The 26,579-nt window shown below is 70.1% G+C and carries 30 protein-coding genes, 2 tRNA genes and 1 other RNA gene; 15 read left to right on the top strand and 18 right to left on the bottom strand.

The genetic code is table 11. The annotated features are described in order from the left end of the window. Positions 1-113 precede the first annotated feature (113 nt). Positions 114-1,415 carry an MATE family efflux transporter gene (locus ACIBQ8_RS26745; protein WP_397178750.1) on the bottom strand — a complete coding sequence of 434 codons (1,302 nt, stop codon included), beginning with the start codon at positions 1,413-1,415 and terminating at the stop codon, positions 114-116. Positions 1,416-1,699: 284 nt separating this feature from the next. On the opposite strand from ACIBQ8_RS26745, the gene dnaB reads away from it, so the two are divergent. Then, positions 1,700-4,552: a replicative DNA helicase gene (gene dnaB, locus ACIBQ8_RS26750; protein ID WP_397178749.1), complete on the top strand. Its 2,853-nt coding sequence runs from the start codon at positions 1,700-1,702 to the stop codon at positions 4,550-4,552. Positions 4,553-4,658: 106 nt separating this feature from the next. Further along, a complete protein-coding gene (locus ACIBQ8_RS26755) occupies positions 4,659-5,114 on the top strand; it encodes a universal stress protein (protein WP_397178748.1) in 456 nt (151 codons plus the stop codon). On the opposite strand, the gene soxR is transcribed toward ACIBQ8_RS26755, so the two are convergent. Then, a complete protein-coding gene (gene soxR / locus ACIBQ8_RS26760) occupies positions 5,080-5,586 on the bottom strand; it encodes a redox-sensitive transcriptional activator SoxR (RefSeq protein WP_397178747.1) in 507 nt (168 codons plus the stop codon). The genes ACIBQ8_RS26755 and soxR overlap by 35 nt on opposite strands. 9 nt (positions 5,587-5,595) lie before the next feature. Beyond that, positions 5,596-6,027 carry an Lrp/AsnC family transcriptional regulator gene (locus tag ACIBQ8_RS26765; RefSeq protein ID WP_397178746.1) on the bottom strand — a complete coding sequence of 144 codons (432 nt, stop codon included), beginning with the start codon at positions 6,025-6,027 and terminating at the stop codon, positions 5,596-5,598. Positions 6,028-6,083: 56 nt separating this feature from the next. On the opposite strand from ACIBQ8_RS26765, the gene ACIBQ8_RS26770 reads away from it, so the two are divergent. Continuing rightward, positions 6,084-6,995, top strand: a complete 912-nt coding sequence (locus ACIBQ8_RS26770; RefSeq protein WP_397193254.1) for an SMP-30/gluconolactonase/LRE family protein — start codon at positions 6,084-6,086, stop codon at positions 6,993-6,995. A 49-nt stretch (positions 6,996-7,044) separates the two neighbouring features. On the opposite strand, the gene ACIBQ8_RS26775 is transcribed toward ACIBQ8_RS26770, so the two are convergent. Next, positions 7,045-7,776 carry an ABC transporter permease gene (locus ACIBQ8_RS26775; RefSeq protein WP_352318465.1) on the bottom strand — a complete coding sequence of 244 codons (732 nt, stop codon included), beginning with the start codon at positions 7,774-7,776 and terminating at the stop codon, positions 7,045-7,047. After that, positions 7,773-8,678 carry an ABC transporter ATP-binding protein gene (locus ACIBQ8_RS26780; RefSeq protein WP_397193255.1) on the bottom strand — a complete coding sequence of 302 codons (906 nt, stop codon included), beginning with the start codon at positions 8,676-8,678 and terminating at the stop codon, positions 7,773-7,775. Before ACIBQ8_RS26780 ends, ACIBQ8_RS26775 begins: the two co-directional genes overlap by 4 nt. Before the next feature lie 109 nt (positions 8,679-8,787). Between ACIBQ8_RS26780 and ACIBQ8_RS26785 the strand changes: the two genes are divergently transcribed. From ACIBQ8_RS26785 to dnaN, 3 genes are all read left to right on the top strand, one after another. Next, a complete protein-coding gene (locus ACIBQ8_RS26785) occupies positions 8,788-10,206 on the top strand; it encodes a sensor histidine kinase (protein WP_397178742.1) in 1,419 nt (472 codons plus the stop codon). Next, the gene (locus ACIBQ8_RS26790; RefSeq protein ID WP_397193256.1) at positions 10,206-10,859 is read left to right on the top strand and encodes a LuxR C-terminal-related transcriptional regulator; all 654 of its coding nucleotides are present in this window, start codon (positions 10,206-10,208) and stop codon (positions 10,857-10,859) included. The genes ACIBQ8_RS26785 and ACIBQ8_RS26790 overlap by 1 nt, the downstream gene beginning before the upstream one ends. A gap of 137 nt (positions 10,860-10,996) precedes the next feature. Beyond that, positions 10,997-12,094 carry a DNA polymerase III subunit beta gene (gene dnaN / locus ACIBQ8_RS26795; protein WP_397178740.1) on the top strand — a complete coding sequence of 366 codons (1,098 nt, stop codon included), beginning with the start codon at positions 10,997-10,999 and terminating at the stop codon, positions 12,092-12,094. Between the two features lie 96 nt (positions 12,095-12,190). Here the strand turns inward: dnaN and ACIBQ8_RS26800 are convergent, their stop codons facing one another. Next, complete coding sequence (locus ACIBQ8_RS26800) at positions 12,191-12,646, bottom strand: MarR family winged helix-turn-helix transcriptional regulator (protein WP_397178739.1); 456 nt, start codon at positions 12,644-12,646, stop codon at positions 12,191-12,193. 62 nt (positions 12,647-12,708) lie between these two features. On the opposite strand from ACIBQ8_RS26800, the gene ACIBQ8_RS26805 reads away from it, so the two are divergent. Further along, positions 12,709-12,996 (top strand): antibiotic biosynthesis monooxygenase, encoded by a 288-nt coding sequence (locus ACIBQ8_RS26805; RefSeq protein ID WP_397193257.1) that lies wholly within the window; start codon positions 12,709-12,711, stop codon positions 12,994-12,996. Next, complete coding sequence (locus ACIBQ8_RS26810; RefSeq protein ID WP_397193258.1) at positions 12,993-13,835, top strand: SDR family oxidoreductase; 843 nt, start codon at positions 12,993-12,995, stop codon at positions 13,833-13,835. The genes ACIBQ8_RS26805 and ACIBQ8_RS26810 overlap by 4 nt, the downstream gene beginning before the upstream one ends. Positions 13,836-13,842: 7 nt before the next feature. On the opposite strand, the gene ACIBQ8_RS26815 is transcribed toward ACIBQ8_RS26810, so the two are convergent. The 6 genes from ACIBQ8_RS26815 to upp form a co-directional block, all read right to left on the bottom strand. Further along, positions 13,843-14,517, bottom strand: a complete 675-nt coding sequence (locus ACIBQ8_RS26815) for a FadR/GntR family transcriptional regulator (protein ID WP_352318450.1) — start codon at positions 14,515-14,517, stop codon at positions 13,843-13,845. 100 nt (positions 14,518-14,617) lie between these two features. After that, positions 14,618-15,961, bottom strand: a complete 1,344-nt coding sequence (locus tag ACIBQ8_RS26820) for a helix-turn-helix domain-containing protein (RefSeq protein ID WP_397193259.1) — start codon at positions 15,959-15,961, stop codon at positions 14,618-14,620. 96 nt (positions 15,962-16,057) lie between these two features. After that, on the bottom strand, positions 16,058-16,591 hold the full coding sequence (locus tag ACIBQ8_RS26825) for a PH domain-containing protein (protein ID WP_189647299.1): 534 nt from the start codon (positions 16,589-16,591) through the stop codon (positions 16,058-16,060). Then, positions 16,588-16,746 (bottom strand): hypothetical protein, encoded by a 159-nt coding sequence (locus ACIBQ8_RS26830; RefSeq protein ID WP_352318444.1) that lies wholly within the window; start codon positions 16,744-16,746, stop codon positions 16,588-16,590. Before ACIBQ8_RS26830 ends, ACIBQ8_RS26825 begins: the two co-directional genes overlap by 4 nt. 106 nt (positions 16,747-16,852) lie before the next feature. Further along, a complete protein-coding gene (locus ACIBQ8_RS26835) occupies positions 16,853-17,077 on the bottom strand; it encodes a hypothetical protein (protein WP_352318442.1) in 225 nt (74 codons plus the stop codon). A gap of 210 nt (positions 17,078-17,287) precedes the next feature. Then, positions 17,288-17,926, bottom strand: a complete 639-nt coding sequence (gene upp, locus ACIBQ8_RS26840; protein WP_357973920.1) for a uracil phosphoribosyltransferase — start codon at positions 17,924-17,926, stop codon at positions 17,288-17,290. Between the two features lie 149 nt (positions 17,927-18,075). Between upp and ACIBQ8_RS26845 the strand changes: the two genes are divergently transcribed. From ACIBQ8_RS26845 to ACIBQ8_RS26860, 4 genes are all read left to right on the top strand, one after another. Continuing rightward, complete coding sequence (locus ACIBQ8_RS26845) at positions 18,076-18,591, top strand: tRNA adenosine deaminase-associated protein (RefSeq protein ID WP_397178735.1); 516 nt, start codon at positions 18,076-18,078, stop codon at positions 18,589-18,591. Between the two features lie 18 nt (positions 18,592-18,609). Beyond that, positions 18,610-19,086 (top strand): tRNA adenosine deaminase-associated protein, encoded by a 477-nt coding sequence (locus ACIBQ8_RS26850; RefSeq protein ID WP_397178734.1) that lies wholly within the window; start codon positions 18,610-18,612, stop codon positions 19,084-19,086. Positions 19,087-19,100: 14 nt separating this feature from the next. Next, on the top strand, positions 19,101-19,538 hold the full coding sequence (gene tadA, locus ACIBQ8_RS26855) for a tRNA adenosine(34) deaminase TadA (protein WP_397178811.1): 438 nt from the start codon (positions 19,101-19,103) through the stop codon (positions 19,536-19,538). A 10-nt stretch (positions 19,539-19,548) separates the two neighbouring features. After that, positions 19,549-19,638 (top strand) — tRNA-Ser (locus tag ACIBQ8_RS26860). A 38-nt stretch (positions 19,639-19,676) separates the two neighbouring features. Here the strand turns inward: ACIBQ8_RS26860 and ACIBQ8_RS26865 are convergent. The 4 genes from ACIBQ8_RS26865 to ACIBQ8_RS26880 all read right to left on the bottom strand — a co-directional run bounded on the left by ACIBQ8_RS26865 (position 19,677) and on the right by ACIBQ8_RS26880 (position 22,346). After that, on the bottom strand, positions 19,677-20,012 hold the full coding sequence (locus ACIBQ8_RS26865) for a hypothetical protein (protein ID WP_397193260.1): 336 nt from the start codon (positions 20,010-20,012) through the stop codon (positions 19,677-19,679). A 109-nt stretch (positions 20,013-20,121) separates the two neighbouring features. Further along, complete coding sequence (locus ACIBQ8_RS26870; protein WP_352318431.1) at positions 20,122-20,418, bottom strand: type II toxin-antitoxin system VapB family antitoxin; 297 nt, start codon at positions 20,416-20,418, stop codon at positions 20,122-20,124. A 45-nt stretch (positions 20,419-20,463) separates the two neighbouring features. After that, positions 20,464-21,321, bottom strand: a complete 858-nt coding sequence (locus ACIBQ8_RS26875) for a neutral zinc metallopeptidase (protein ID WP_397178732.1) — start codon at positions 21,319-21,321, stop codon at positions 20,464-20,466. 53 nt (positions 21,322-21,374) lie between these two features. Further along, positions 21,375-22,346, bottom strand: a complete 972-nt coding sequence (locus ACIBQ8_RS26880; RefSeq protein WP_397193261.1) for a neutral zinc metallopeptidase — start codon at positions 22,344-22,346, stop codon at positions 21,375-21,377. Between the two features lie 76 nt (positions 22,347-22,422). On the opposite strand from ACIBQ8_RS26880, the gene ACIBQ8_RS26885 reads away from it, so the two are divergent. Next, complete coding sequence (locus tag ACIBQ8_RS26885) at positions 22,423-23,064, top strand: LysE family translocator (protein ID WP_397193262.1); 642 nt, start codon at positions 22,423-22,425, stop codon at positions 23,062-23,064. Between the two features lie 7 nt (positions 23,065-23,071). Here ACIBQ8_RS26885 and ACIBQ8_RS26890 read toward each other — a convergent pair whose 3' ends face one another. Beyond that, complete coding sequence (locus ACIBQ8_RS26890) at positions 23,072-23,548, bottom strand: hypothetical protein (protein ID WP_397178729.1); 477 nt, start codon at positions 23,546-23,548, stop codon at positions 23,072-23,074. Between the two features lie 287 nt (positions 23,549-23,835). Then, a tRNA-Ser gene (locus tag ACIBQ8_RS26895) sits at positions 23,836-23,923 on the bottom strand. 107 nt (positions 23,924-24,030) lie between these two features. Between ACIBQ8_RS26895 and ffs the strand changes: the two genes are divergently transcribed. After that, an RNA gene (gene ffs / locus ACIBQ8_RS26900) (signal recognition particle sRNA small type) lies at positions 24,031-24,126 on the top strand. A gap of 31 nt (positions 24,127-24,157) precedes the next feature. Next, a complete protein-coding gene (locus tag ACIBQ8_RS26905; RefSeq protein ID WP_397193263.1) occupies positions 24,158-26,491 on the top strand; it encodes a DNA polymerase III subunit gamma and tau in 2,334 nt (777 codons plus the stop codon). The last annotated feature ends 88 nt before the right edge of the window (positions 26,492-26,579 follow it).

Genomic DNA, 26,579 nt, shown 5'->3' on the forward strand with positions numbered 1-26,579 from the left:
CGCTCAGGGAACTCGCCCACTCTGTCTCACCACTTGGACAACGGCAAGCACAGGACGATTACGGTGAACCGGCGTCCGGGCGGCCGGCGCGGTAACGCGACTGGTCGGATCGGCTACGCGCCGGTCACCAGCCACGCCGTGCCGGCCGCGCGCCGCCCGAGGGTGATCAACCGGGCGATCATCCACACCCCGAGCGCGCACCAGAGCGCGACCACGCCGAACCCGGCGGCCAGGAACGCCGCCGGCAGGTACGCCAGCGTCGTCCACACCCCGGCCCAGGCCAGGTAGCGCTGGTCGCCCGCGCCGATCAGCACGCCGTCGAGCACGAACACCACCCCGCAGATCGGCTGGAACAGCGCGACCGGCCACAACACGGCCAGCAGCTGGGCGGTCACGGCCGGGTCGGCGCCGAACAGGCCGGGCAGCAGCGGCCTGGCCGCCACGACCACCACGCCGAGCGCCAGGCCCGACCACAGGCCCCACTGCATCATCCGCCTGGTCGCGGCCCTGGTGGCGACCGTGTCCCCGGCGCCCAGCGAGCGTCCGGTGATGGCCTGGCCGGCGATCGCGATCGCGTCCAGGGCGAAGGCCATCAGGTTCCACACCTGGCCGGCGATGGCGTACGCGGCCAGTTCGGCCTGGCCCATCCTGGTGGCGACCACCGTGCCCACGATGAGCACGATCCGCAGGCACACCGTACGGATGAGCAGGGCCAGACCGGCCGTGCCGGCCTGCCGGACGCCCGCCAGGTCGGGCATGAGCGGCGTGCCGAGCCGTCGCGCGCCCCGGACCACCACGACCAGGTAGACGGCCGCACCGAGCGTCTGGGCCAGCGTGGTGCCCCAGGCGGACCCGGCGATGCCCCAATGCAGCCCGAGCACGAACCAGGCGTTCAGCGCCGCGTTCAGCGCGAACGAGCCCACGGCCACCACCAGCGGCGTGACGGTGTCCTGAAGGCCGCGCAGCACCCCGGTGCCCGCCAGCACGACCAGCATGCCGGGCGCGCCGAGCAGGCTGATCCGCAGGTACGTCACGGCCAGCGCCGCCTGGTCGGGACCGGCTCCGAACAGGTCCACCATGGCCGGCGCGAGCGGCCAGCCCAGGGCGATGAGCACGGCGCCGATCGCCAGGGCGAGCCAGATGCCGTCCACGCCGTTGCGCATGGCCCGCGCGTGGTTGCCGGCGCCGCTCTGCCGCGCCACGGACGCCGTCGTGCCGTACGCCAGGAAGACGCAGAGGTTCACCAGCGTCGCCAGGACGGCCCCCGCCACGCCCAGCGCGCCCACGGCCGTGGTGCCGAGGCCGTGGCCGACGATGGCGTAGTCGGCGAGCAGGAAGAGCGGCTCGGCGACCAGCGCGCCGAACGCCGGCAGCGCGAGCCGCAGAATCTCCCGGTCCCGGGGTGTAATGGGCATTTGTCCATTATGGCCATTACACGGCGTGTCGGGCCAACTTTCTTTCCTCCACAGTCGGTGGACACTGTTTGCCCAGGTCAGACGTTGATCGGTGCATATCCGAAAGAGTTATCCCCAGGCTCGTCCACAGAGCTTTCACACCCTGAGCGCGATAGTGCACAGCTCACCCACAGCGTTGTCCACAGGCCGCGTTGCCCTCACGCGCCGAACGAGCGAAACTGTCACACCGGTCGGCTACAAGTGGGGGTGGTGCGACCGCCTGCGAGGTTGTTCGAGGGGGCGCGGTGAGCATTGACGAAGAGGGCGGCGGAGGCCCCGGTTTCGAGCGCACCCCGCCGCACAACATCGAGGCCGAGCAGTCGGTGCTCGGCGGCATGCTGCTGTCCAAGGACGCCATCGCCGACGTCGTCGAGATCCTGCGATCCGACGACTTCTACCGTCCCGCCCACCAGATGGTCTACGACGTCATCACCGACCTCTACGGCCGCGGCGAGCCCGCCGACGCCGTCACGGTCTTCGACGAGCTGCAGAAACGCGGCGAGATGGCCCGGGTGGGCGGTGCCGCCTACCTGCACACGCTCACGGCGGTCGTCCCCACGGCCGCCAACGCCGGCTACTACGCCAAGATCGTGCGCGAGCAGGCGATCCTGCGCCGTCTCATCGAGGCCGGCACCCGCATCGTCTCCTTCGGCTACGGCGGCCAGAACGAGGAGGTCGACGACCTCGTCGACCGCGCCCAGGCGGAGATCTACAAGGTCACCGAGCGCCGCACGTCGGAGGACTACGCGCCGCTGGCCGACATCATGCCGGGCGCCCTCGACGAGCTGGAGGCCATCGGCAGCCGCGGCGGCCAGATGGTCGGCGTCCCGACCGGCTTCCAGGACCTCGACCAGCTCACCAACGGCCTCCACCCGGGCCAGATGATCGTCGTGGCCGCCCGCCCGGCCATCGGCAAGGCGCTGGCCCTGGACACCCCGCTGCCCACGCCGACCGGCTGGACGACGATGGGCGAGGTCGAGGTCGGCGACGAGCTGATCGGAGCCGACGGCAGGCCGACCAGGGTGGTCGCGGCGACCGACGTGATGCACGGCAGGCCGTGTTACGAGGTGGAGTTCAGCGACGGCACGGTGATCGTCGCGGACGCCCAGCACCAGTGGCGTACGTCCACGCGCGCCGCCAGGAAGGCGGCCGGCACGCTGCCGTCCCTCCACTGGACGGCGGAGGCGGTCCGGCGGGTCGAAGAGGCCCGCGACGCGGCGTCCGGGCATCCGGACAGGCTGGTGACGCATCGCGAGGCCCTTGAGACCGTGGGGGAGGAGTTCCGCAATGTCCTCCACACCGTCCAGCGTCAGGTGGGCCCCATGGAGAAGGTTCTCACCGCTGTGGGCGGCCCGATCAGGAGCTACTCCTGGCACGCCCCCGCCTATCGGGCGGGCGAGCTCTACAGCGCTCTGCACACGCGGATCACCACGCCGAAGAACGCCGCCACCACCGCGGAGCACCAGCAGGTCGTGACGACGGAGGAGATCGCCGCCACCCTCCGCTGCGCAACCGCCGACCGGCGGCCCAACCACGCAGTGGCGGTGGCCGCGCCGTTCGCGCTGGAGGAGCGGGAGCTTCCGCTGTCCCCGTACGTGCTCGGCGTGTGGCTGGGCGACGGCCACAGCGCGGCCGCGCGGTTCTCGACCATGGACCCGGAGATCATCGAGAACATCGAAGCCGAGGGCGTCCGGGTCACCCGCGTGGGCTCCTCGATCTCCTACCAGCTGACCCTTCCGGAGCCGCCGCCGTCCTGGCGGACATGCGTGGTGTGCGGGGCCGGGTTCGTGCCCAAGACCTCGCAGGTCCGCACCTGTGGTAGGAGCTGCGGAGCGAGGGCCCGTTCGCTCTCCGAGCCGGTGGCCGAGCCCACGTGTCCCGACTGCGGCGGCCGTTCAAGCGGGCTGCGGCGGTGTCAGGCCTGCCATTTCGAACACGGCACCGTCCAGGGCATCCTTCGTACTCTGGGCGTTCTCGGGGACAAGCACATCCCCGCGAGCTACCTGCGGGCCTCCGAGGGGCAGCGACGAGCCCTGCTGGCCGGACTGCTCGACTCTGACGGTTACGTCAGCGCCGCGGGGCAGATCCAGTTCGCCGTCACCAGTAAGAGTCTCGCCGCCGACGTGCACGAGCTGGTGCTGAGCCTCGGCTACAAGGCGACCATGCGTACCAAGCCGGTCAGAGGCAGGTCCGAGGAGAGCTCGACCTGCTACATGATCAATTTCACGACCTCCGACAAGCTCTTCCGGCTGCCGAGGAAGGCGGCCAGGCAGGTGGACGCCACCCATCCCAAGACTCTGGTCCGCTACATCGTCGATGTGCGGAAGATCGACAGCCGTCCGGTGCGCTGCGTCGAGGTCGACAACGCGGATCACATGTACCTGGCCGGCCGGGCCTGCATTCCCACCCACAACAGCACGTTGGGCCTCGACTTCGCCCGTTCTGCGGCGATCAAGCATGGAATGACCACTGTCATCTTCTCGCTGGAGATGTCCCGCAACGAGATCACCATGCGTCTGCTGTCCGCGGAGGCCAGGGTGGCCCTGCACGCCATGCGCTCGGGCATGATGGGCGACGACGACTGGACCCGCCTGGCGCGCCGGATGAGCGAGGTGGCCGAGGCGCCGCTGTTCATCGACGACTCGCCCAACATGTCGATGATGGAGATCCGGGCCAAGTGCCGGCGCCTCAAACAGCGCAACGACCTGCGGTTCGTGGTCATCGACTACCTCCAGCTCATGAGCTCGCCGAAGAAGACCGAGAGCCGCCAGAACGAGGTCTCGGAGATCTCCCGTGCGATCAAGCTGCTGGCCAAGGAGCTGGAGGTGCCGGTCATCGCCATCTCCCAGCTCAACCGAGGTCCGGAGCAGCGCACGGACAAGCGCCCGGCGGTCAGCGACCTTCGCGAATCGGGATCCATCGAACAGGACGCCGACATGGTCATCCTGTTGCATCGTGAGGACGCCTACGAGCGGGAGTCGCCCCGGGCCGGCGAGGCCGACCTGATCGTGGCCAAGCACCGTAACGGCCCCACCGCCACGGTGACCGTGGCCTTCCAGGGTCACTACAGCCGGTTCGTGGACATGGCCCAGCACTGAACCAGCAAAACCCCGATCAAGGTGTGACAAACCAGACAGCACGGAAGGGATGGCGATCGATCATCGGGGCGCTTTACCCGATGACTGAAGCAAAGGGGAGAACGCCATGACCATCCTGATCGCCTACGACGGCTCGGCCGACTCGCGCAGCGCCATCGAGTTCGCCGCCAAGCACCTGGCCGCCCAGCCGGCCGTCGTCGTCACCGTGTGGGAGCCGCTGCTCGTGCAGCTCAGGAAGCACCCGCTGGCGGCGGGGGCGATCTCCCCCGAGACCGAGACCGAGGGGCAGGCCCAGGCCGAGTACTACGCCAAGGAAGGCGCCGAGCTGGCCACCGCCGCCGGTCTGCCCGAGGTGACCTGTCGCGCGGTCGCCGACAACGAGTCGATCTGGAAGACGATCGTCGACGTGGCCGACGAGCTGGACGCCTCGCTCATCGTGACCGGTTCGCGGGGCCTGGCGGGGGTCAGGTCGGTGCTGCTCGGCAGCGTGTCCAACCATGTGCTGCACCATGCCCGCCGGCCGACGCTCATCGTTCCGCCGGTTGCGCAGCCGAAGGGCTGACGCAGCAGACCTTGGGCGGGGACAGCCGGGTGTCCATGCGACGGGCGCCCGGCCCTTCCTCGCCGAGCCGGTCGTGGGGGTTGGCCACCGGGCACCGGTCGAGTGACAGGCAGCCGCAGCCGATGCAGTCGGTCAGGTCGTCGCGCAGCCGCTGAAGCTGTTCGATGCGGTCGTCGAGCTCGCCGCGCCAGGCGGCCGACAGCCTGGCCCAGTCCTCCCGGTTGGGGGTGCGGCCGTCGGGCAGCTCGGACAGCGCGTCCTTGATGGTCGCGAGGGGGATGCCGAGGCGTTGCGAGAGCCGGATGAAGGCGACCCTGCGCAGCGTGTCGCGGTGGTAGCGGCGCTGGTTGCCGGCCGTGCGGCGGCTGGCGATGAGCCCCTTGGTCTCGTAGAAGTGCAGCGCGGAGACGGCCACGCCGCTGCGCTCGGCGAGCTGCCCGACCGTCAGTTCTTTGCTGTTCCAGGCGACCATACCTGAAGTTTACTTGAGGGTCCGTTCGAAGAACGTCTCCAGCACGACGACCGTCTGGGTGCCGGTCACGCCGTCCACCTCGAAGATCTGGCGCAGGACGTCCTGGAGCTCCTTGGTGCTGGACGTGCGCACCTTCAGCAGCAGCGACGCGGGCCCGGCGATGACGTGGGCCTCCTCGACGGCGGGGATCTCCGCCAGCAGGCCGGCGCTGTCGCCCATCCAGCTCGCGCCGTCCACCAGCACGTAGGCGGTCACCGTGCGGCCGAGGGCGTCCTGGTCCACCTCGATCGTGGTGCGCCTGATCACGCCGCGCTCGCGCAGCTTGCGTACGCGTTCGTGCGCGGCCCCGCTGGACAGCCCCACCGCCTTGCCGAGCGCGGCGTACGACTGCGTCGCGTCCTCCAGTAGAAGGCCGATCAATGTCCTGTCGATCTCATCCACAACCGAATGCTATCCGGTGAAATGCGTAGTTGGTCGAATGCCGTATGGTGGCCGCCATGGACACGATCCCCACCGAGTTCGAGGTTCTGGACGAGCGCTTCGCCACGATCGGCGGCGACGACCGGATCGAACGTCTCCACACGGGCACCCGCTGGGCCGAGGGCCCGGTCTACTTCCCGGCCGGCCGCTTCCTGGTCTGGAGCGACATCCCCAACGAGCGCATGCTGCGCTGGGACGAGATGACCGGCGCCGTCGGCCCGTTCCGGCAGCCGTCCGGCTACACCAACGGCAACACCCTCGACCGCGAGGGCCGGTTGATCTCGTGCGAGCAGGGCAACCGCCGCGTCACCCGCACCGAGCCCGACGGCTCGATCACCGTCATCGCCGACTGCTGGCAGGGCAAGCGCCTCAACAGCCCCAACGACGCGGTCGTGCGCTCCGACGGCTCCGTCTGGTTCACCGACCCCCCGTACGGCATCACCAGCAACTACGAGGGCGTCGTGGCCGAGCAGGAGATCGACGGCTGCCACGTCTACCGCGCCGACCCGGTGACCGGCGAGGTGCGCGTGGTGGCCGACGACTTCGTCCGTCCCAACGGCCTGGCCTTCTCCCTCGACGAGAAGCTCCTGTACGTCGCCGACACCAGGGCCAGGCACCTGCGCGTCTTCGAGGTGCGCGAGGACGGCACGCTGTCGGGCGGCCGGGTCTTCGCCGAGGGCACCGAGGCCGACAACTTCGACGGCATGCGCCTCGACGACCGGGGCCGGGTCTGGGCCGCGGCGGGCAAGGCGCTGCTCTGCCACGACCCCGACGGCACCCTGATCGGCCGGCTCAGGCTGCCGGAGTTCACCGCGAACCTGGTGTTCGGCGGGCTGAAGAGGAACCGGCTGTTCATCGCCTCCTCCTCTTCGCTCTACTCGCTGATGACCAACGTCACCGGCGCCCGCCCGGTCTGGGCCCGCCGCTGACGCCGCTGCTCCCACCTGCCTACTCCCAACCGGCCTACTCCCGACCGGCCTACTCCCACCGGAACAGCCGCACGGCCAGGCCCCCGAACACCGCCAGCCCCGCGGCCATCACCACCAGGTGCAGGAGCTGGGGGCTCTGCCCCGCCCAGGTGTCCTTGAGCGCCTGGGCGAACGGCCCGGCCACGGAGAAGTCGCTGACCTTGCGCAGGGCGTCCGGCATCATCTCGCGCGGCAGCCACATGCCGCCGACGAACATGAGCGGGAACATCACCGCCGACCCGATCCCCGAGGCCGCCTTCCCATTGGGCGCCAGCGCCGCGATCACCAGGCCGATGGCCATCAGCGCGGCGGTGCCGAGCAGGAAGACCAGCACGAACCCGAGCCACTGCCTGGGCGCCGACGTCCCGAACGCCGCCATCCCGGCCACGATCAGCACGACCGTGGACACGGCACCGACGGTCAGGTTGATCAGCAGCTGGACGGTCAGCAGCCGTCCGGGATGCACCGGCGTGGTGGACATGCGCCTGAGCACGCCCTGCTCCCGGTAACCGGCCAGCACGGTAGGCAGCACGCTGCAGGCCAGCGTCAGCAGCGCGAGCAGGGTCATCATGGCCGGCATGTGCGCGTCCACCGACCGCAGCCCGGAGGCGTCGGGCTTGGTCATGTCCGGCACGCTGAGCCCCAGCACCAGCAGCAGACCGACCGGCAGCCCGATGGTGAAGATCATGAACGGCCAGTCGCGCAGGTGCAGCTTGGCCTCCACGAGCAGGATCTTCGTCATGACAACTTCCTTCCGGTGAGCGCGAGGAACGCGTCGTCCAGGGTCGCCTGCTCGATGCGCAGGTCGGCGGGGATGATCTGGTGCTGCGCCAGGGCCAGCGTGACCACGTGGGCCAGGTTGCCGGTGCCGGACACCGAGACCTGCCCGCCGTGCCGGACCACCTCGCGCACCTCCGGCAGCGCCAGCAGCACGGCGTCGTCCAGCGGGCCGGAGGGGCGGAACCGTACGTGCTGCTCGGCCCCCACCTGGGCGATCAGCCCCATGGGCGTGTCGGTGGCCACCACCTTGCCCGCGTCGATGAGCGCGAGCCGGTCGCACAGCCGCTCGGCCTCCTCCATGAAGTGGGTGACCAGCACGATCGTCACGCCCGAGTCGCGCACCTGCTCGATCAGCTCCCAGGTGTCCCGGCGGGCCTGCGGGTCGAGGCCGGTGGTCAGCTCGTCGAGCACCGCCACCCGCGGCCGGCCCACCAGCGCCAGCGCGACCGACAGCCGCTGCCGCTGGCCGCCGGAGAGGCTCTTGAAGGCGGCGTCCCGCTTGTGCGCCAGGCCGACGTGTTCGAGCAGTTCCCGCCAGTCGGCCGGGTCGGGGTAGAAGGAGGCGTACAGGTCCATGGCCTCCCACACCTTGATCTTCTCCGGCAGCGCGGCGCTCTGCAGCTGCATGCCGAGCACCTGGCGCAGCTCGTCGCGGTCGCGCCGCGGGTCCAGGCCCGCCACGCGCACGGTGCCGCCGTCCGCCGGGCGCATGCCCGCCACGCACTCCACGGTCGTGGTCTTGCCGGCGCCGTTGGGGCCGAGGATGCCGAAGATCTCGCCCTCGGCGACCTCGAAAGACACGTCGTCCACCGCGAGGTGGTTCGGATACTGCTTGCGCAGGTTCCTCACTTCGATCACCTTCATGGCATCGACGCTAGGAGCTGCGGGTTTTCCCGGGAATCTCGGTAGATGCCGAGCAAGGGTGTATCTAGGTGCAATGTCCCCAGCGGGGATGTTGGCGCAGACTGGGAGCATGCTTCAACGGTTCGGGCAGGTCGCGGTCTTGTTCGCGCTGCTGCTGGTCGAGGTGGCGTTGATCCCCTTGGCCGGCGCCATGATCATGCTGTCGTTCGCGCTGGGGATGGTCTTCTTCTTCCCGTGGCAGGCCAGGCTGGTCAGGCGGGCGGCCGAGCAGCACCGGCGCCTGCTGCGCGCCTGGACCGGCGTCGAGATCGAGGCGCCCTACCTGCCCGAGCCGCCGCCGCCCGTCCCCATGGCCGACGGCCTCTACCGCGTCGACCGCACGCTGTACAAGTCGCCGCGCATGCCGGCCTGGAACGACCGGTTCAAGTGGCTGCTCACCGACCCGGCGACCTGGCGCGACACGCTCTGGCTGACGCTCGACCCGATCGTCAAGATCGGCCTGCTGCCGCTGTTCGTCCTGCTCCCCGCGCGCGGCCTGCGTCTGTACGCCCTCACCGTCCGCCTCCTGCTCGGCGCCACCTCCGCCAGCCGCCTGGCCGTCCAGATCACCCATCTCAAGCAGGTGCGCAACCTCGCCGTCGACTCCCAGGCCGCCGAGATGCGCAGGATCGAACGCGACCTGCACGACGGCACCCAGGCCCGCCTGGTGGCCATCGGCATGACGCTGGGCGCGGTCGAGCAGCTCATCGACGACAACCCGGCCGCCGCCAAGGCCCTGCTGGCCAAGACCAGGGACGCCTCCGCCGAGACCCTGACCGAGCTGCGCACCGTCATCCGCGGCATCCACCCGCCGGTGCTGGCCGAACGCGGCCTGGCCGACGCCGTACGCGCTCTGGCCATGGACAGCCCGCTGCGCGTCAAGGTGGACGTCGAGCTGCCCCACCGCCTGGAACCCCCGGTGGAGGCGGCGGCCTACTTCGCGATCAGCGAACTGCTCGCCAACGCCGCCCGGCACAGCGGCGCCGAGTCGGCGGCCATCGACATCAGCGTCAACGGCGCGGCCCTGCGCGTCACCGTCAGCGACGACGGCATGGGCGGCGCCGACCCGGCCAAGGGCAGCGGCCTGACCGGCATCGAACGCCGCCTGGCCGCCTTCGACGGCGTGCTGGCCCTGCACAGCCCCCCGGGCGGCCCCACCACCGTCACCCTGGACATCCCGCACGTCCTGCCCGACCAGGCCGGCCAGGCGAAGCTGCCGCCCAAGAAGGCCGCCGCGATCGCCGTCCTGTACGGCACGGGCTGGTGCCCGCTGTTCCCCCAGGGTCTCGTCACGGCCGTCTTCAAGGCGTTCCACATCGACGAGCGGAGCTGGTTCCTGGCCCTCTACCTGCCCGAACCGCTGCAGTGGCCGCTGATCGTGACCAACATCGCCCTCGGCACGCTCATGTACATTGCGGCCATGCGCATCCGGCTCCTCCACAACAGAAGCCTCGTACTCGGCAGCGTCGGCGGTCTGGGGCCCTGCTGATGAAGAGGGTGCTCGTCGCCGAAGACCTCTACCTGCTCAGAGACGGCCTGGTCCACCTGCTCCAGGCGCACGGCTTCACGGTCGTGGCCGCCGTCGAGAGCGGGCCGGAGCTGCTGAAGGGCCTGCTGGAGCTGCGTCCCGACGTCTCGGTCGTCGACGTACGGCTGCCGCCCACGCACACCGACGAGGGCCTGCAGGCCGCGCTGGCCGCCCGCGCGCGGATCCCGGGGCTGCCCGTCCTCGTGCTGTCGCAGCACGTCGAGCAGCTCTACGCCCGCGAGCTGCTGGCCGACGGCTCGGGCGGCATCGGCTACCTGCTGAAGGACCGGGTGTTCAACGCTGAGCAGTTCGTCGACGCCGTGCGCAGGGTGGCGGACGGCGGCACCGCGATGGACCCCGAGGTGATCGCCAAGCTGCTGGCCAGCAACGCCAGGAACGAGCCGCTGGCCGCGCTCACGCCCCGCGAGCGCGAGGTGCTGGAGGCCATGGCGGAGGGCCGCTCCAACGCCGCGATCTCCCAGCGGCTCTTCCTCAGCGAGAGCGCCGTCGCCAAGCACACCGCCGGCATCTTCGCCAAGCTCGGCCTGGCCCCCTCCGACGACGACAACCGCCGCGTCCTGGCCGTGCTCGCCTACCTCAACAGCCGCGCCTGACGGCCCCTTCCCGGCCCCACCAGGCCCCACCAGACCCATCGTGCACAGGACGCCCAGCCGTGCCCGGACACAGCCGGAGTTGTCGGTGGGAGCGGCTATTTTCATAGAGGCACGGCGCGACGAAAGGGTGGATCCTCGTGAAGATCCGGGTTAACCGCGATGTACTGGCAGATGCGGTGGCATGGGCCGCCAGAGTCCTGCCCAGCCGCCCGGTGGTGCCCGTGCTCTCCGGGCTGCTGCTGGAGGCGGGCGACGAGCTGAGCCTGTCCGCCTTCGACTACGACGTCTCCGCGCGCGCCCTGGTCGACGCCGACGTGGTCGAGCCCGGGAGCGTGCTCATCCCGGGCCGCCTGCTCGCCGAGATCAGCCGCAGTCTGCCGGCCGAAGACGTCGAGATCGTCACCGAAGGCGCCGAGGCCGTGCTGACCTGCGGAAGCGCCGAGTTCGGGCTGATCACGATGCCGGTCGAGGACTTCCCGGCCCTGCCGGCGATGCCCCCGAGCATCGGCGCGATCGGCGGCGGCGTGTTCGCCTCGGCGGTGAGCCAGGTCGCGCCCGCCGCCAGCCGCGACGACACGCTGCCTATGCTCACCGGCATCCGGGTCGACATCGAGGGCGAGTCCGTGGCGATGGCCTCCACCGACCGCTACCGCATCGCCGCCCGCGACTTCACCTGGCGTCCGGCCGCGCCCGACGTCGCCGTCTCGGCCATGGTGCCGGCGAAGGTGCTGGTCGAGGTGGCCAAGTCGCTGCGCGGCGGCGAGGTGTCGGTCGCGATGGGCGACGGCGTGGCCGGGTTCGAGAGCGTCGGCCGCAGCACCACCGTGCGCCTGCTCGACGAGCAGTTCATCGACTACCGGGCCAGGCTCACCTCCGACTGGTCGATCAGGGCCGACGTCGCGGTGACCCCGTTCGTCAACGCGATCAAGCGGGTGGCCCTGGTGGCAGAGCGCAACACCGCGATCCGGCTGTCGTTCTCCCAGGGCCAGGTGCTGATCCAGGCGGGCGGCGGCGACATCGGGCGCGGCACCGAGGTCGTCCCCTGTGAGCTGCGCGGCGACGACATCCAGATCGCCTTCCAGTCGCAGTTCCTGCTCGACGGCCTGACCGGCATCGAGACCGAGCTGGCCAGGCTCAACATGGAGTCGCCGACCAGGCCCGCCCTCGTCCAGGACGTGCCGGGCGACGCCCAGCCCGCCTTCCGCTACCTGGTCATGTCACTGCGCCTGACCTGAGCGAGCCTGACCTGAGGCGAGCTTGAGCTGAGCGAGCCTGAGCTGAGGCGAGCTTGAGCTGAGCGAGCCTGAGCTGAGGTCGCCCGGCCCGAGCCGTCATCCCGCCGTGCCCGTCTGCCGCTCGGCGACCAGCTTGAAGACCCTCTTGAACTCCGCGTACGCCTGCTCGCCCACGGCCCGCGCGTGCGCGGCCTCCATCTCGGCGATGATCGCGTCCGACTTCGTCATGTGGTCCAGCGCCTTGTCCGTCGGCACGATCAGCTTGGCCCGCCGGTCGGCCGGGTCGGGCTGCCGCTCCACGTAGCCGAGCGCGACCAGCTCGTCCACCAGCGTGCCGATCACCTGCTTGTGCTGCCCCGACTGCGCGGCCAGGTCGGTCGCCCTGCTGCCCTCCTCGTCCAGGTAGGCCAGCACGGCGCCGTGCCGCGGCCGCAGCCCCGGGTGCCCCTGCTCGGCCAGCTTGGCGAACAGGTCGCGCTGCAGGGCGAAGAGCGTGCGCCCCGCCAGCACGCCGAGGTCCGGTTCGTCCTGCTTGCGATGACTCCTGCGCACGGGTGGCCCTCCAATTAGTCACTGATTTTGACTGTCACTGATTCTTACTATATTGTCGTGCCATGACCACGACGGTGGAACTCACCAGATTCAGAGTGTCCCCGGAACGCGCCGGCCAGTTGCTGGCGGCCCGCCCGGGCATGCTCGCCGACTTCGCGGCCGACCGCGCCGGCTTCCTCGGCGCCCGGCTGGTCCGCCTGTCCGACGACGAGTGGCTGGACATCGTCGACTGGCGCTCGGGCGACGACTTCGCCGCCTCCCGTGCCAAGGGCGCGAACCTGCCCGGCATCCAGAAGTTCTTCGACCTGATCGACGAGTTGATCTCCGCAGAAAAGGGGACATTGCGATGACCATCCTGATCACCGGTGCCACCGGCACCGTCTCCGGGGCCGTGCTGAAGTCGCTGGGCGACCTGAGCGACGTGCGCGTCCTGGTGCGCGACGCGGCCAAGGCCCCCGAGGGCGTCGAAGTGGCCGTCGGCGACCTCGACCAGCCCGCCACGCTCGACGCCGCCTTCGAGGGGGTCGACATCCTGTGGCTGCTGACCGCCATGGGCCCCCAGGCGCCCCATGCGAGCATGAACGCCCTCTGGGCGGCCCGGAAGGCGGGGGTGCGGCACGTCGTGCGCATGTCGGCCATCGGAGCCGCCCACGACGCCCCCACGCGCAACGGCCGCCTGCACGCCCTCTCCGACGTCGAGCTGGCCGCCTCGGGCCTCGACTGGACGGTCATCCGCCCGGCCTTCTTCATGCAGAACCTGCTCGGCTCGGTCGCCGGCGACACCCTCTACGGCGGCACGGGCGAGGGCCGGATCGGGCTGATCGACGTCCGCGACATCGGCGACTTCGCCGCCGCGGTGCTGCGCGACCCGGCGCCGCACAAGGGCCGCACCTACACGCTCACGGGCCCGGCCAGCATCTCGCTGGGGGAGGCGGCCACCGCCCTGACCGAGGTCTACGGCACGCCGATCGCCTACCACCCCGTCGCCCCCGACGACGCCTACCGCTCGATGCTCGACGCCGGCATGCGCGAATGGGACGCGGCCGTCACCAGGGAGTACCTCACGGCGTACTCGGCGGGCTGGGGCGACCGTACGACGACCGCCTTCACCGACGTGACCGGGCGTCCGGGCCGCAGCTTCACCGAGTTCGCCAAGGACCATGCGGCCGAGCTGCGCCCCGCCGCCTGAGGTCCGGTCAGGAGTCGGTGAGGGCGATGAGGATGTGCTCCATGCACGCGTGCCCGGCCCGCTCGGCCGCGGTGGCGTCGCCGGCGGCGATGGCGCGGGCGATGGCGTCGTGCGGGATGTAGCTCTTGTTGAACGACGTGCCCGCGGCCGTGATGCTGGCCCGCAGAGCCGCCGAGAAGTCCTCGTAGAGGTCGATGAGCACGAGATTGTGGGTGGCGTGCGCGACCGCCATGTGGAAGGCGAGGTCGGCCTCGACGAAGAAGTCGGGGTCGTCCAGCTCCCAGGCGCGGTCGCGTTCGGCCAGCGCGGCCTCGATGCGGCGGATGTCCTCGTCGGTACGGCGGGTCGCGGCCAGCCGGGCGGACTCGACCTCCAGCGCGCGCCGCACCTCAAGGATCTCCAGCTGCTCGGCCTGGCGCAGCCGGCGCAGCATCGCCCCGGACAGCTCACTGGTCGCCCGGACGTAAGTGCCGTCCCCCTGACGGCACTCCAGCAGCCCGGCGTGCGTCAACGCGCGCACGGCCTCGCGAACGGTGTTGCGTCCCACTCCGAGCTGCTCGGCGAGCACGGTCTCGGTGGGGATCTTGCCGTTCATCTGCCACGACCCTGAGGTGATCTGCTCCTTGAGCTGATCGATCACCTGGTCGACGAGCGAAGCCCGCTGCGCCGTACGCAGACTCACAGTCCGCCTCCTCCGGGGAAACCAATCATCCTATGAGTCAATGACTGGTCGACCCTAATTATTCCAGACTCAAAAGTCCAAATCTGGAGCTCCCGGAGGTTCAGTGCGCGACCGTGGCTTCGACCGTCACCCCTGCCAATGCGGAGCGAACTCCGGCAGCTTCAAGGGCTTTACGATATGCGGCCGTCTGTTGTGCTCTTGCCCCGGCCCTGCCATAGAGGTCACCCAGCTCGCGCCAGCAGCGGGCGGCCTGCCTGTCGGACCCGAACACCGGACGGTCGAGCGAGTCGAGCAGCTCGTGCGCCGTACGGAGCTGCGTCGTGGCACTGCCGTCGAGGTCGAGCGCGACGGTGGCGAGCACCAGGTTCGCCTCGGCCGGCGTGGTGCCAGAACCGTCGTGGGCCAGCCCCAGCGCCGTGGTGGCCAGCTCGGCGGCCCCCGCCTGGTCGCCCGCCCGCAGCCGCACCCGAGCGTGCGCGACCAGGCTCTCGCCGTGCTCGCGGACACTGCCGGGGGAGGACGCGAAGGCCCGCGACGCGGCCGCGGCCAGCCGCTCGGCCTCGTCGAGCGGCGCGGTGACCAGCCTGGACCAGTGCATGGCCGCCCGCGCGAGCTGCAGCGCGAGCCGGGCCTGACGACCGGCCATGATGGCGTCGTCGGCCAGGCGCACGGCCAGCGCGGAGTCCTCGCCGGCGGCGGCGGCGGAGCTCGCCTGCCACAGGGCGTGGATCTCCTCGGAACGGTCCATAACTTCAGGAACGCCGCTGTTGTCCAGCACCCGCTTGACGTACTCGAGCTCGGGGGAGTCGCCCTGACGCTCGCTGCGCGCCTCGACCAGAGCGGTGGCCAGGTCGACCGCGATCTCGCCCTGCGAGATGGACAGCCGCTCGGCCTGCTCCAAGGCGGCCGCGGCCAGGTCACGGGCCCTCAGCCGGTCGCCGGCCCGCTGGTAGCAGCGGCTCAGCGCGATCGTGAGCGGCAGGTCGGCCAGGCGCTCGGGATGCGCGGCGGCCTCCCTGCGCAGCCGTTCGAACGCCTCGACGGCCTGGCCGAGACGCCCCTGGACCTCCAGCGCACGGGCCCGGCCGAAGCGGGCGTGCGCGGTGAGCATGGCGTTCTCCTCGTCGGCCGCCTTCACGATCTCCGTGAAGCGGTCGGCCGCCACCGCGGGGTCGCCGTGCTGAAGCTCCAGCTCGGCATGGCGAAGACCCAGCTCGGTGTCGATGCGCTGCCGCGGTTCGATGCCGTGCAGGAGGAACTCGGTGGTGCATCCCAGCCGCTCGGCGAGGAGGCGGGCCACGACAGGAGTCGGCGTGCGCTTGCCCGACTCGATGAGCGAGACATAACTGTCAGACAGGTCGGGTCCGGCCAACTGGGCCTGGGACATCCGCCTGTTCAGCCGCAGTCCACGGACGCGGTCACCGATGGTTCCCTGACTCGGCATCTCATCTCTCAAGGCGGGGAAGGGTCAACAACACGCAATGATTGCATGAAGTAGCCGAATCTGGTATCCCCGCGTGAAGAATTTGCCACGCTGAGATTAATCGTCGCTCTCGTCCTTGCTGGGGAAAAGCATCTGGCAGACCTCCAGGTAGAGGGTCTCCGGATACGGAATGTACTCGACCGTTGACAGAGCCTGGTCCTGACCAGCGGACTCGAGGATGAACTCGCCGTAACCGAGCATGCGGCCCAGGAGAGATCGCTGGAAGCTCATGTCGGTGACCTTGCCGAGCGGCATCATCGCGACCTTGCGCGTGATCAACCCGGTGGTGAGCAGCATCCGCTTGGACGTCACCACAAAGTAATCGACCGACCACTCCGCGACTTTCCACACGAAGCGCACGAGGAGCAGCAGCCACAGCCACCACACCACGACGAGCGCCGTGCCGCCGGACTCCCCTCCACCGAAGAACTTGCTGAGGAGCCCGGCGATGACCAGGCCGCCGAAGACCTCGGCGACCGGGCGCAGCAGCACGGCGGGATGACGCCGCACCATGATGACCTGTTGTTCGTTGGGGAGGAGGTAGCGGTTGACCGACGACGGAGCAGAGTCCCCGTGGGTCACCAGTCTCATGCGAGGTTGTTCACAAATTGGGCCAGAGAGTCGGCCGCGTTGAACACCGTGTCGAACGCCCCCTTCACCGCGTCTGCGGCATCAGCTGGTCGTGCGAACAGGTAGTACGCCACAAATGCGATACCACCGTATGTGAGGACTTTTTTGACCTGCACTGTCGCCTCCGTGCCACTAACCCACTCCACCCGCCGTATACATTACCCACCCGGTAGCCGGGGTAAAGGTAACTTGGCGGGTTAGTTTTGATCTTGCTTAGCTTGCTCAGCCACGTTCGCTGGCGACCAGCGCCAGGACGTGAAGGTGCTTCCGGGCGATGCGCTCCACAAGGCTCGGATGCGCATAGCCGGTGACCTCCAGCGCGCCGTAGTGCGCTGCTTCCACACAGCGCGTTACGGTGGTGGAGGAATGCACGCCGGCGAACTCGTCGCGCAGCGCGGCCTCGACCTCCGCGTACGGGGTCGGGTCGGCCTCGGTGTGCTCGCTCATGCGCCCTCCTGTGCTGGTCGCATGAGACGGGGCGCCGCTGTTGCCGGTCGCTCGCTCGTTCACGAGGACTCCTCGGCTCCGGGCATGTCGCTCATCGTGCTTCCCCCACGCGCATGCGGAAGTTCCCTTCCTGTCTCTTCGTACCCACCCAACCACAGTATGTAACGAAGTGACGACCCAGCGTAAGGAGAAGGGGAGCCGATGGAAGGGTCAGACCACGCCGTAGAGGCGGTCGCCGGCGTCGCCGAGGCCGGGGACGATGTAGCCGCTCTCGTTGAGCCGCTCGTCGAGGGCGGCGGTGACGACGCGGATGGGCTTGCCGGAGTTGGCGAACACCTTGTCCATGTACGCCAGGCCCTCGGGGGCGGCCAGCAGGCAGATGGCCGTGACGTCGACCGCGCCCCGGTCGAACAGGAACTGCACGGCGGCGGCGAGCGTGCCGCCGGTGGCGAGCATCGGGTCGACGACGAAGCACTGACGCCCGGACAGGTCGTCGGGCAGGCGGGTGGCGTACGTCTCGGCCTGGAGGGTGGACTCGTTGCGGATCATGCCGAGGAAGCCGACCTCGGCGGTGGGCAGCAGCCGGGTCATGCCGTCGAGCATGCCGAGCCCGGCCCGCAGGATGGGCACGACCAGCGGCTGGGGCTTGGCCAGGCGCACGCCGTGGGCGGGGGAGACCGGGGTCTGGACGGTGACGTCGGTGACCCGGACGTCGCGCGTCGCCTCGTACGCCAGCAGCGTCACCAACTCGTCCGCGAGCCTGCGGAAGGTCGGGGAGTCGGTGCGGACATCGCGCAGCGTGGTGAGCTTGTGGGCCACGAGCGGATGGTCGACGACGAGGGTTTCCATAGGGCCCAACGGTATCCGGTGGACGGAGTGGTGGCATCCCGGGCCTTTGGTTTTGATCACAATTTGGTCGGAGAAGCACACGCCGCGTGGCCTGTTCTGGAACGATTGGGGTCTGGTGCGAACCTGTCGTGTCAGAGGCTCGGGTGGGGATGGCGATGACAGACGAAGATGCGCTCGACTTCGCCATAGTGATTTACCGCGAGGACGAGCGGTGGCACGCTGAGCTGCTGCCCGTCACGCTCACGTCCGACCTCCAGGGCCTGATCCAGGCCCTCAGGCAGCAGCCGAGCGAGAGCGGCACCATCGGCCTGGTCGCGGTCGGCGACGAGTTCTTCGTGGCGCTGCGGGTGCTCGGCGACCGCGTCGACGTCTTCCTGTCCGACATCGCCGCCTCCTGGGACTTCCCGCTCGCCCGTGAGGTGCTGCACTATCTCGACGTGCCGGTCCCCGACGAGGAGGAGCTCGACGAGATCCTCCAGGACGAGGAGACCGTGCTGCCGGCGGGAGATCTGTCGATCTTCGCCGATCTCGGATTGGACGAGATGGAGCTGGGCATCCTCTCCGGCGACATCGATCTCCTCCCCGAAGATGTGCTGTCCAGCATCGCCGCGCGGCTCGGCTTCTCCGAGCCGTTCGAGCGTGCCATCGAATCGGTCTTCGGCTGAACCCCCTGGAGTGCGGGCATGGCGTCCAACACCTTCTCTGCGGCTTTTGTCAGGACTTCCGACGGCTGGACCGGCGCAGAGGTCGATCTGCGCGACGCGGAGATCGTCGACGACTTCGGTGACGCCGTCATCGAGACGCTGGGCCTGACGGGCGACGAGCTGGCCCTGCTCTGCGTCGAGGTCGAGGACGAATGGTTCGCCATCGCCCGCTACCGGGGCGAGGACGAGCCCCGGGTGTTCCTGTCGGACGTGCACGCGATCACCTCCAACAGCATGGGCGAGCTGTTCGCCGAGTTCGCCGGAGTGGCCCCCGACAAGGAGGGCAACGGGCTCGGCGTGCGTCCCGCCGGTGACTTCGAGCTGCTCAGCGACCTCGGCGTGAGCTCGGAGGAGCTGCTGGAGCTGAGCATGGAGGAGGGCCTGCTGCCCGCCGACATCCTCTCGGTGATCGCCGAACGGCTGTCGTTCGCCGACGAGCTCGACCGGTTGCGTTGACCCACGAGGAAGCGATGCGCCTGGCCCTGGCCGAGGCCGTCGCGGCCGGCGGCAGGGGCGAGATCCCCGTCGGCGCCGTCGTGCTCGGCCCGCTGGGCGAGGTGCTGGCCGCGGCCGGCAACGACCGCGAGTCCGCCGCCGATCCCACCGCGCACGCCGAGGTGCTGGCGCTCAGGCGGGCCGCCGCGCTGCGCGGGCAGTGGCGGCTGAGCGGCTGCACGCTGGTGGTCACGCTGGAGCCGTGCACGATGTGCGCGGGCGCGTCCGTGCTCGCCCGGGTCGACCGGATCGTGTACGGCGCCGTCGACGCGAAGGCCGGCGCCGTGGGCTCGCTCTGGGACGTCGTACGCGACCGCAGGCTCAACCATCGGCCCGAGGTCGTCATGGGCGTTCTGGCCGAAGAATGCTCCGCCGTCCTCAAGACGTTCTTCGCTACTCGGAGAATCCGGTAAGCTCGTCCGCGGTGGTGTCGCCTAGTGGCCGAGGGCGCACGCCTCGAAAGCGTGTGATGGGGCAACTCATCCGTGGGTTCAAATCCCACCACCACCGCCAGCGGGCCTCCGATGACCTCGGAGGCCCTTTTCTTTGCCTCAGGGCTGCTGGGTGGGCCCGTCGGCCGGCGGGTTCAGGTTGAGCTGGACGTCCGGCGGGCTGTCCTCGACGACCTGCGTCTGGACCGTCTCCCCGCCGCGGGTCTCCGGACGGCCGTCGTCGGTCAGGACGAAGAACAGCGCCCCGCAGGCGCTCAGGAGCAGCAGCGGCAGCCCGATGGCCAGCAGCACGATCAGGTTGCGATTGTCGAGCGGCCCCGGCTCCTCGAAGTACTCCTGCGCCGGCGGCTGCGCGTAGTGGGGCGGCTGCGAGTAGTAGGACGGCGGGCCGTATCCGGGTGGCGGCCACGACCCGTGTGGCGGTGGATACGACACGGCATTCTCCGAATGATGTTGAAAGACGCGGACGTGACACACGGCACGTCGATCAGGTTGGCACATGAAAAAGGGAGCCGCGAATGGCGGCTCCCTTTTCCGGCGCGTTTCAGTTGGGCAGATCCAGGACCCTGGCGTGCAGGATCGACCGTTGGTGCAGGGCCGCGCGCAGGGCCCGGTGGAGGCCGTCCTCCAGATAGAGCTCGCCCTGCCACTGAACCACGTGCGGGAACAGGTCGCCGTAGAAAGTGGAGTCCGCGGCGAGCAGCGAGTGCAGGTCCAGCATGGCCTTCGTGGTGATCAACGAGTCGAGCCGGACCTGCCTGGGAGGGATCTGCGCCCACTCTCGGTTCGTCAGACCGTGTTCGGGATAAGGGCGTCCGTCGCCGACGAGCTTGAAGATCACCCACCCCATTTTAGGAGAGAATTCGACCTGCTGCGTTGTCGAGAGCTATCGGCCCAGCTCAGACTGTTCACAGTCGCCCGGCCGGCCGTTTTGGTAGCCGCGCTGGAAGGCGTTGACGCGTTGCTCGGACGATCCGTGCGTAAACGATTCGGGATCGATTCTGCCGCTCGTGCGTTGCTGGATTCTGTCGTCGCCCACGGCGGCCGCGGCGTCGAGGGCCTCGGCGATTTCCGTCTGGGTGAAGGGCTTTTCGTAGAAGCCGGTGCGGACGGCGTTGTGCGCCCAGACGCCCGCGTAGCAGTCGGCCTGGAGCTCGACGGGGACCGAGCTGCCGGTGTCCGACTGGAGTGCCCCACGCAGGTCCTGGACGTGATGGCCGTACTCGTGGGCGATCACGTACGCCTGGGCGAAGGGGCCGCCCTTGGCGCCGAACTGGCTGTGGAGCTGGTCGAAGAAGCTCAGGTCGAGGTAGACGCGCTGGTCGCTCGGGCAGTAGAACGGCCCGACGGCGGAGCTGGCCGCGCCGCAGCCGGTACGGAGGCTGCCGGAGTACAGGATCGTCTTCGACGTCCGGTAGTCGGGGATCTCCTGCTTCCAGTAGTCCTGGATGCTGTTGACCACGCCGACGACGCGGCACTTCTCCGACTGGTCGGCGTCCTTGCCCGTCTTGCACTCCTCGGCGAGTTTGGCCGGGGGCTGCTTCTGGGCCGGCTCGGCGTCGCCGCCTCCGCCGCCCAGGTTGTTGAACACGAACACCAGCACTAAGGCGATCAGGCCGACGATGCCGCCGCCCCCGAGGACCATGCCGCCGGGGAATCCGCCGCCCGAGAACCCGCCGCCACCGCGACCGCCGACGTCCTCGACCTGCGACGAGTCGAGGTTGACGTCGTCCTTGAAATCCATATCTGACGTCCCTTCTGGGTGCTGCCCGCTAGAGAGCTTCCCCAGGAGGGCGCCTAGATGCCACCCGAGAAGGTGTCACATCTGTCCGGGAGGCCGCTGTCGTACCCGACGCTGAACCACTTCTCGCGTTGCTGCGAGGTGCCGTGGGTGAACGCGTCGGGCGTGACGCGGCCCTGCGAGCGGCGCTGGATGCTGTCGTCGCCGACCGCCGCGGCGGCGTCGAGTGCCTGGTTGATGTCGGCCTGCGAGAACGGCTCGCGGTAGAAGCCCGTCTTGACCGCGTTGTGCGCCCAGACGCCGGCATAGCAGTCGGCCTGCAGCTCCAGGCGCACGGACGCGCTGCCGGCGCCCGGCCTGCTGTTGTTGCCGACCTTGTCCATGGTGCCGAGCAGGTTCTGGACGTGGTGGCCGTACTCGTGGGCGACCACGTACGCCTGGGCGAACGGGCCGCCCTCGGCGCCGAAGTCGCGCTGGAGTGTGTCGAAGAAGGCCAGGTCCAGGTAGACCTTGCGGTCGCGCGGGCAGTAGAACGGGCCCACGGCCGAGTCGGCGGGGCCGCAGCCGGTGTTCACGGCCCGGGAGAACAGCACGGTCTTGGCCGGGGTGTACTGCTGGTCGCGTTCCTTGAACTCCTGCCGCCAGTAGGACTGGATGCTGTTCACCGTGCCGACGATCCGGCAGTCCTCCGACTGGTCGGCGTCGGCGCCCGTACGGCAGCGCTCGGCCAGGTTGCCGCTGGGGGAGAGCTGGCCGGGGGCGCTCGGGTAGCGTCCGCCGCCCTGCTCGCCGCCCTCGTCGCCGCTGAACGGCGTGGGGGCGAGCTTGAACAGGAACAGCCCGGCCACCGCGAGGACCAGCAGCAGGCAGCCGCCGCCCCGGCCGCCGATGGGCAACATGCAGCCGCCGCCCGGCATCCCGCCCCAGCCGCCGCCGCCCCGGCCGGGCTGGGAGCCGGAAGCCCGGACGTCCTCGACCTGTGAGGGGTCGAGTGGCGCGTCGTCGTCGAACTGCATGTCCTGTGTCATCCCCTGTAGTCGGGTGATTACGCAAGGCAATATACGGACCTGTGATTTTCTGCGATTTGTCAGCTAATCTGCCGCTATGACGGGTGGCTTGGTGGGGATCGCGCTGGTGTCCCTGGGCATGGTTCTGACGCCGGGACCGAACATGGTCTATCTGGTCTCCCGCTCGATCAGCCAGGGGCGTCGTGCCGGGCTGATCTCGCTGGTCGGCGTCGCGCTGGGGTTCATGGCGTACCTGACGGCGACGTGCCTCGGGCTGACGGCCGTCTTCGCGTACGTGCCGGTGGCCTACACGGCGCTCAAGCTGGCCGGGGCCGCGTACCTGCTCTGGATGGCCTGGAACGCGGTCAGGCCGGGCGGCGCCTCGGTCTTCCAGCCGCGCGAGCTGGCGGTCGAGAGACCGCGGAAACTGTTCGCCATGGGGCTGCTCACCTGCCTGCTGAACCCCAAGATCGCGATCCTGTACCTGTCGCTGCTGCCGCAGTTCATCGACCCCGCCATGGGACACGTGCTGCTCCAGAGCCTCGCGCTCGGCTCGGTGCAGATCGCGATCGGCACGCTGGTCAACGCGCTGATCGCGATCTCGGCCGGCGGCCTGGCCGCCTTCCTCGCCCGCCGTCCGGTGTGGCTGCGGGTGCAGCGGTACGCGATGGGCACCGTGCTCGGCATCTTCGCCGTACGGATGGTCGCCGACCGTTCCAAGGCGCTCGTACCGGCCTGAACGGGCTCTACTGGCTCACCTGGGCCCTGAAGCGCTCGTGGGCCGCCTGCTTGGAGATCCCCATGGCCTCGCCGATCTCCGCCCAGGAGGCGCCGTTGTCCCGCGCCCCGGCGACGGCCTGGTCGAGCAGCGTCCGCTGCCAGCTCTCCACCTGGGACAGCAGGGTGAGCGCGGCCAGCGGCCGATCGGCCGCGAGCTTGACGACCTGCTCGCACAGCAGGTTCGACCTGGTCACCAGCCAGCCGGGCGGGGCGGCGGCGAGCAGCGGCGGCGTGTGCCTGCTCCACCACCGGTACTCCGCCTCCTTGGCCCCCTCCGGCGTCGCCGGATACCGCCGCCGATCGGTCCATCCGCACGAACAGGCGGCCAGATACCCCACGAACGTCCTGGTGAAGGCGCTGGACGACGAGGCCGGCTCCCCGTCGGGCAGAACGGGAGCGACGAAACCCTCGTGCCCCGGAAGATCGGCAGTGCTCAAGGTCATAACCGTCAAGATATCCTGACGATTCCAGTCCCCGCCACCCTTTCGGGATCTCCTGGCATCTGGAAGGGCGCCTGACGCAGCGCTTCGACGAAGGCGGGCAGACGGTCGCCGAGCCTGGCGGGGGAAAGGCAAGGCGGCGAGCACGTCGCGGTGGGGCTCGCCGGTGCCGTGGAACGAACGGGCGGCGGTCCTTTACGACCCGGACCGTAGACCTGCCGGTCGAGGCGCCAAAAGGCGACACAAAGCCAGAAGGGCCATGCCGTTGACCTGGCATGACCCTTCAGAACTGGCGGAGGATAGGGGATTTGAACCCCTGATAGGTTGCCCTATACACGCTTTCCAAGCGTGCGCCCTCGGCCACTAGGCGAATCCTCCGCCGACGAGCTTACCGGACTTCCGGCACTGCGGTGACCGCGATTTTTCCAGGACATGCTCAACCTCGAACCGTGGAGCGAGCACTGCTGAGGCCGGTTAGACTGTCCAGGGACCCCTCGCGCGGCGTCATCCTGTGAACCTCCCCAGGGCCGGAAGGCAGCAAGGATAAGCGGGCTCTGGCGGGTGTGCGGGGGGTCTCTTCGTTGAGAGCCCCCTCGCAGGCGGGATGGTCGCATGAGCCTTGCGCTTTACCGCAAGTACCGACCCGGGACCTTCGCCGAGGTCAAGGGTCAGGAACACGTCACAGATCCGCTGCGACAGGCGTTGCGTACGGGCCGCATCAACCACGCGTACCTGTTCAGCGGCCCCCGCGGATGTGGCAAGACCTCCAGCGCGCGCATTCTCGCCCGCTCCCTCAACTGCGAGCAGGGCCCGACGCCCGACCCCTGCGGCACCTGCGAGTCGTGTGTGGCGCTCGCCCCGACCGGCCCCGGCCACCTCGACGTCATCGAGATCGACGCGGCTTCCCACGGTGGCGTCGACGACGCCCGTGACCTGCGCGAACGTGCCTTCTTCGCGCCCGTGTCGGCGCGCTACAAGATCTACATCATCGACGAGGCGCACATGGTGACCCGCGAGGGTTTCAACGCGCTGCTCAAGCTCGTCGAGGAGCCTCCGCCGCACCTGAAGTTCATCTTCGCGACGACCGAGCCGGAAAAGGTCATCGGCACCATCAAGTCGCGTACGCACCACTACCCGTTCAGGCTGATGCCGCCGGCGACGCTCAAGGCGCTGATGGAGGAGATCCTCACCTCCGAGAGCGTGCCCTTCGAGCCGCCTGCCCTGCCGCTGGTCGTCCGCGCGGGCGCCGGGTCGGCCCGTGACTCGCTCTCCATCCTCGACCAGCTCCTCGCCGGGGCCGAGGACGACGGCATCACCTACGCCAAGGCCGTCTCCCTGCTCGGCTACACCGACGGCGACCTGCTCGACGAGGTCGTCAACGCGTTCGCCGCGCGCGACGGCGGCCAGGTGTTCCAGGCGGTCAACCGGGTGATCGAGGGCGGCCACGACCCGCGCCGCTTCGCCTCCGACCTGCTGGAGCGCTTCCGCGACCTGGTGATCCTGGCCAACGTGCCCGAGGCGGCGTCCAGCGGGCTGCTCGACCGTCCCGCCGACGAGCTGGAGCGGCTGGTGGGGCAGGCGTCCTCGATGGGGCCGGCCGAGCTCACCCGTGCGGCCGAGATCTTCAACGCGGGGCTCACCGAGATGCGCGGCGCCACCTCGCCGCGGCTGCTGCTCGAACTCATGTGCGCGCGCGTGCTGCTGCCGGGCGCCTCGCAGGGCGAGGCGTCCCTGCTCGCCCGGCTCGAACGTCTGGAGCGCGGCGGCACGGTCGCGCAGATGGCCTCCAGGGCGGGCGCGGTGACGATCCCGCGTCCGGCTGCCCCGGGCGGCGGTCACGACGTGCACGTTCCCGTCGCATCCCCGGCCGTCTCCGTCGGTACGGCGGCGCCGGTCGGCGGCGACGCGGCGGTTCCTGAGCCTGCGACGCCCGCCGGGAGCAACGGTTCCGCCGCCGCTCAGGGGCCCGCGGGCGGAGGGGCCGACGACTGGCCCGAGCCCGTACGTCCCGGCTCGGCCGCGGCTACGGCCTCCGACGCGCCCGCACCCGTCGCCCAGGCGCCCGCCGCTCAGGCGCCCGCGGCAACAGGCCCGGTCGCGGGCGGGGCGGGCGGCATGCAGCAGCAGTGGCCCGCCGTGCTGGCCGCGCTCAAGCAGCGCAGCATCGTGGTCTGGGCCAACGTCAGTACGAACGCCCAGGTCGTGGGCGTCGAAGGCAACCTGGTCACGCTCGGGTTCAGCCAGGTCGGCGCGATGAAGAACTTCACGGGCGGCGGAAAGGACGCCGTCGTGGCGACCGCGCTCGGCGACGTGCTCGGCGGCACCTGGCGGGTCGAGGCGGTGGTCGGCGGCTCTCCGGCGCCCCAGGCCACCCGCGGCCCCGTGCGCCAGCAGCCGCCGTCGGGCGGCCACGGCGCCCCCGTCCCTCAGGCGGCCCCGGTCGCGAGCCAGGCGACGACCAGCCCGCAGGGCGGGGCGGGCGTCCAGGCGACCTCCCAGGGGCGGTCCGGCTCGCACGGCGGCTCCCAGGACGACCAGGGCTCCCAGGACCCGGGCCAACCTCCGGCCGCCGCGTCCGCGCGCCCGACCACCGACGAGTCGTGGCCAGACGCGCCCGACGACCTCAGCCCCGGTTCCCCGCCGAGCCCCGACCCCACCCAGACCGTGACCGCCCGGCAGCCCGCCGCCGCGCCGGTCGGAGCGGGGCTGGCCGCCGCGCGGTCGGCCGCCAAGGCGGCAGCCCAGGCGGGTCCGCGCACCCCGGCGTCGCGCGCGGGGGGCACGGCGGCGTGGCCGAGCGCGATCCCGGGCCGCGACAAGGCCGCCGACGCCGACGACGTCGACCCGCTGAACGACGCGGACGCCGACGTCGACGCCGTCTCCGGCATGGCCCTGCTGCAACGCGAGCTCGGCGCCCAGGTCATCGGCGAGATCGACCACACCTGACCGAAGCCCCCCCTCCGGCCGAAGCCGGGCTGAGGTCAGGGGAAGAGCCGGGCGCCGGCTGGACGGCTGTTGGAGGAAGAGCCGGACA

Origin of the sequence: Nonomuraea sp. NPDC049646 (assembly GCF_044465525.1) — a bacterium.
Lineage (GTDB): Bacteria > Actinomycetota > Actinomycetes > Streptosporangiales > Streptosporangiaceae > Nonomuraea.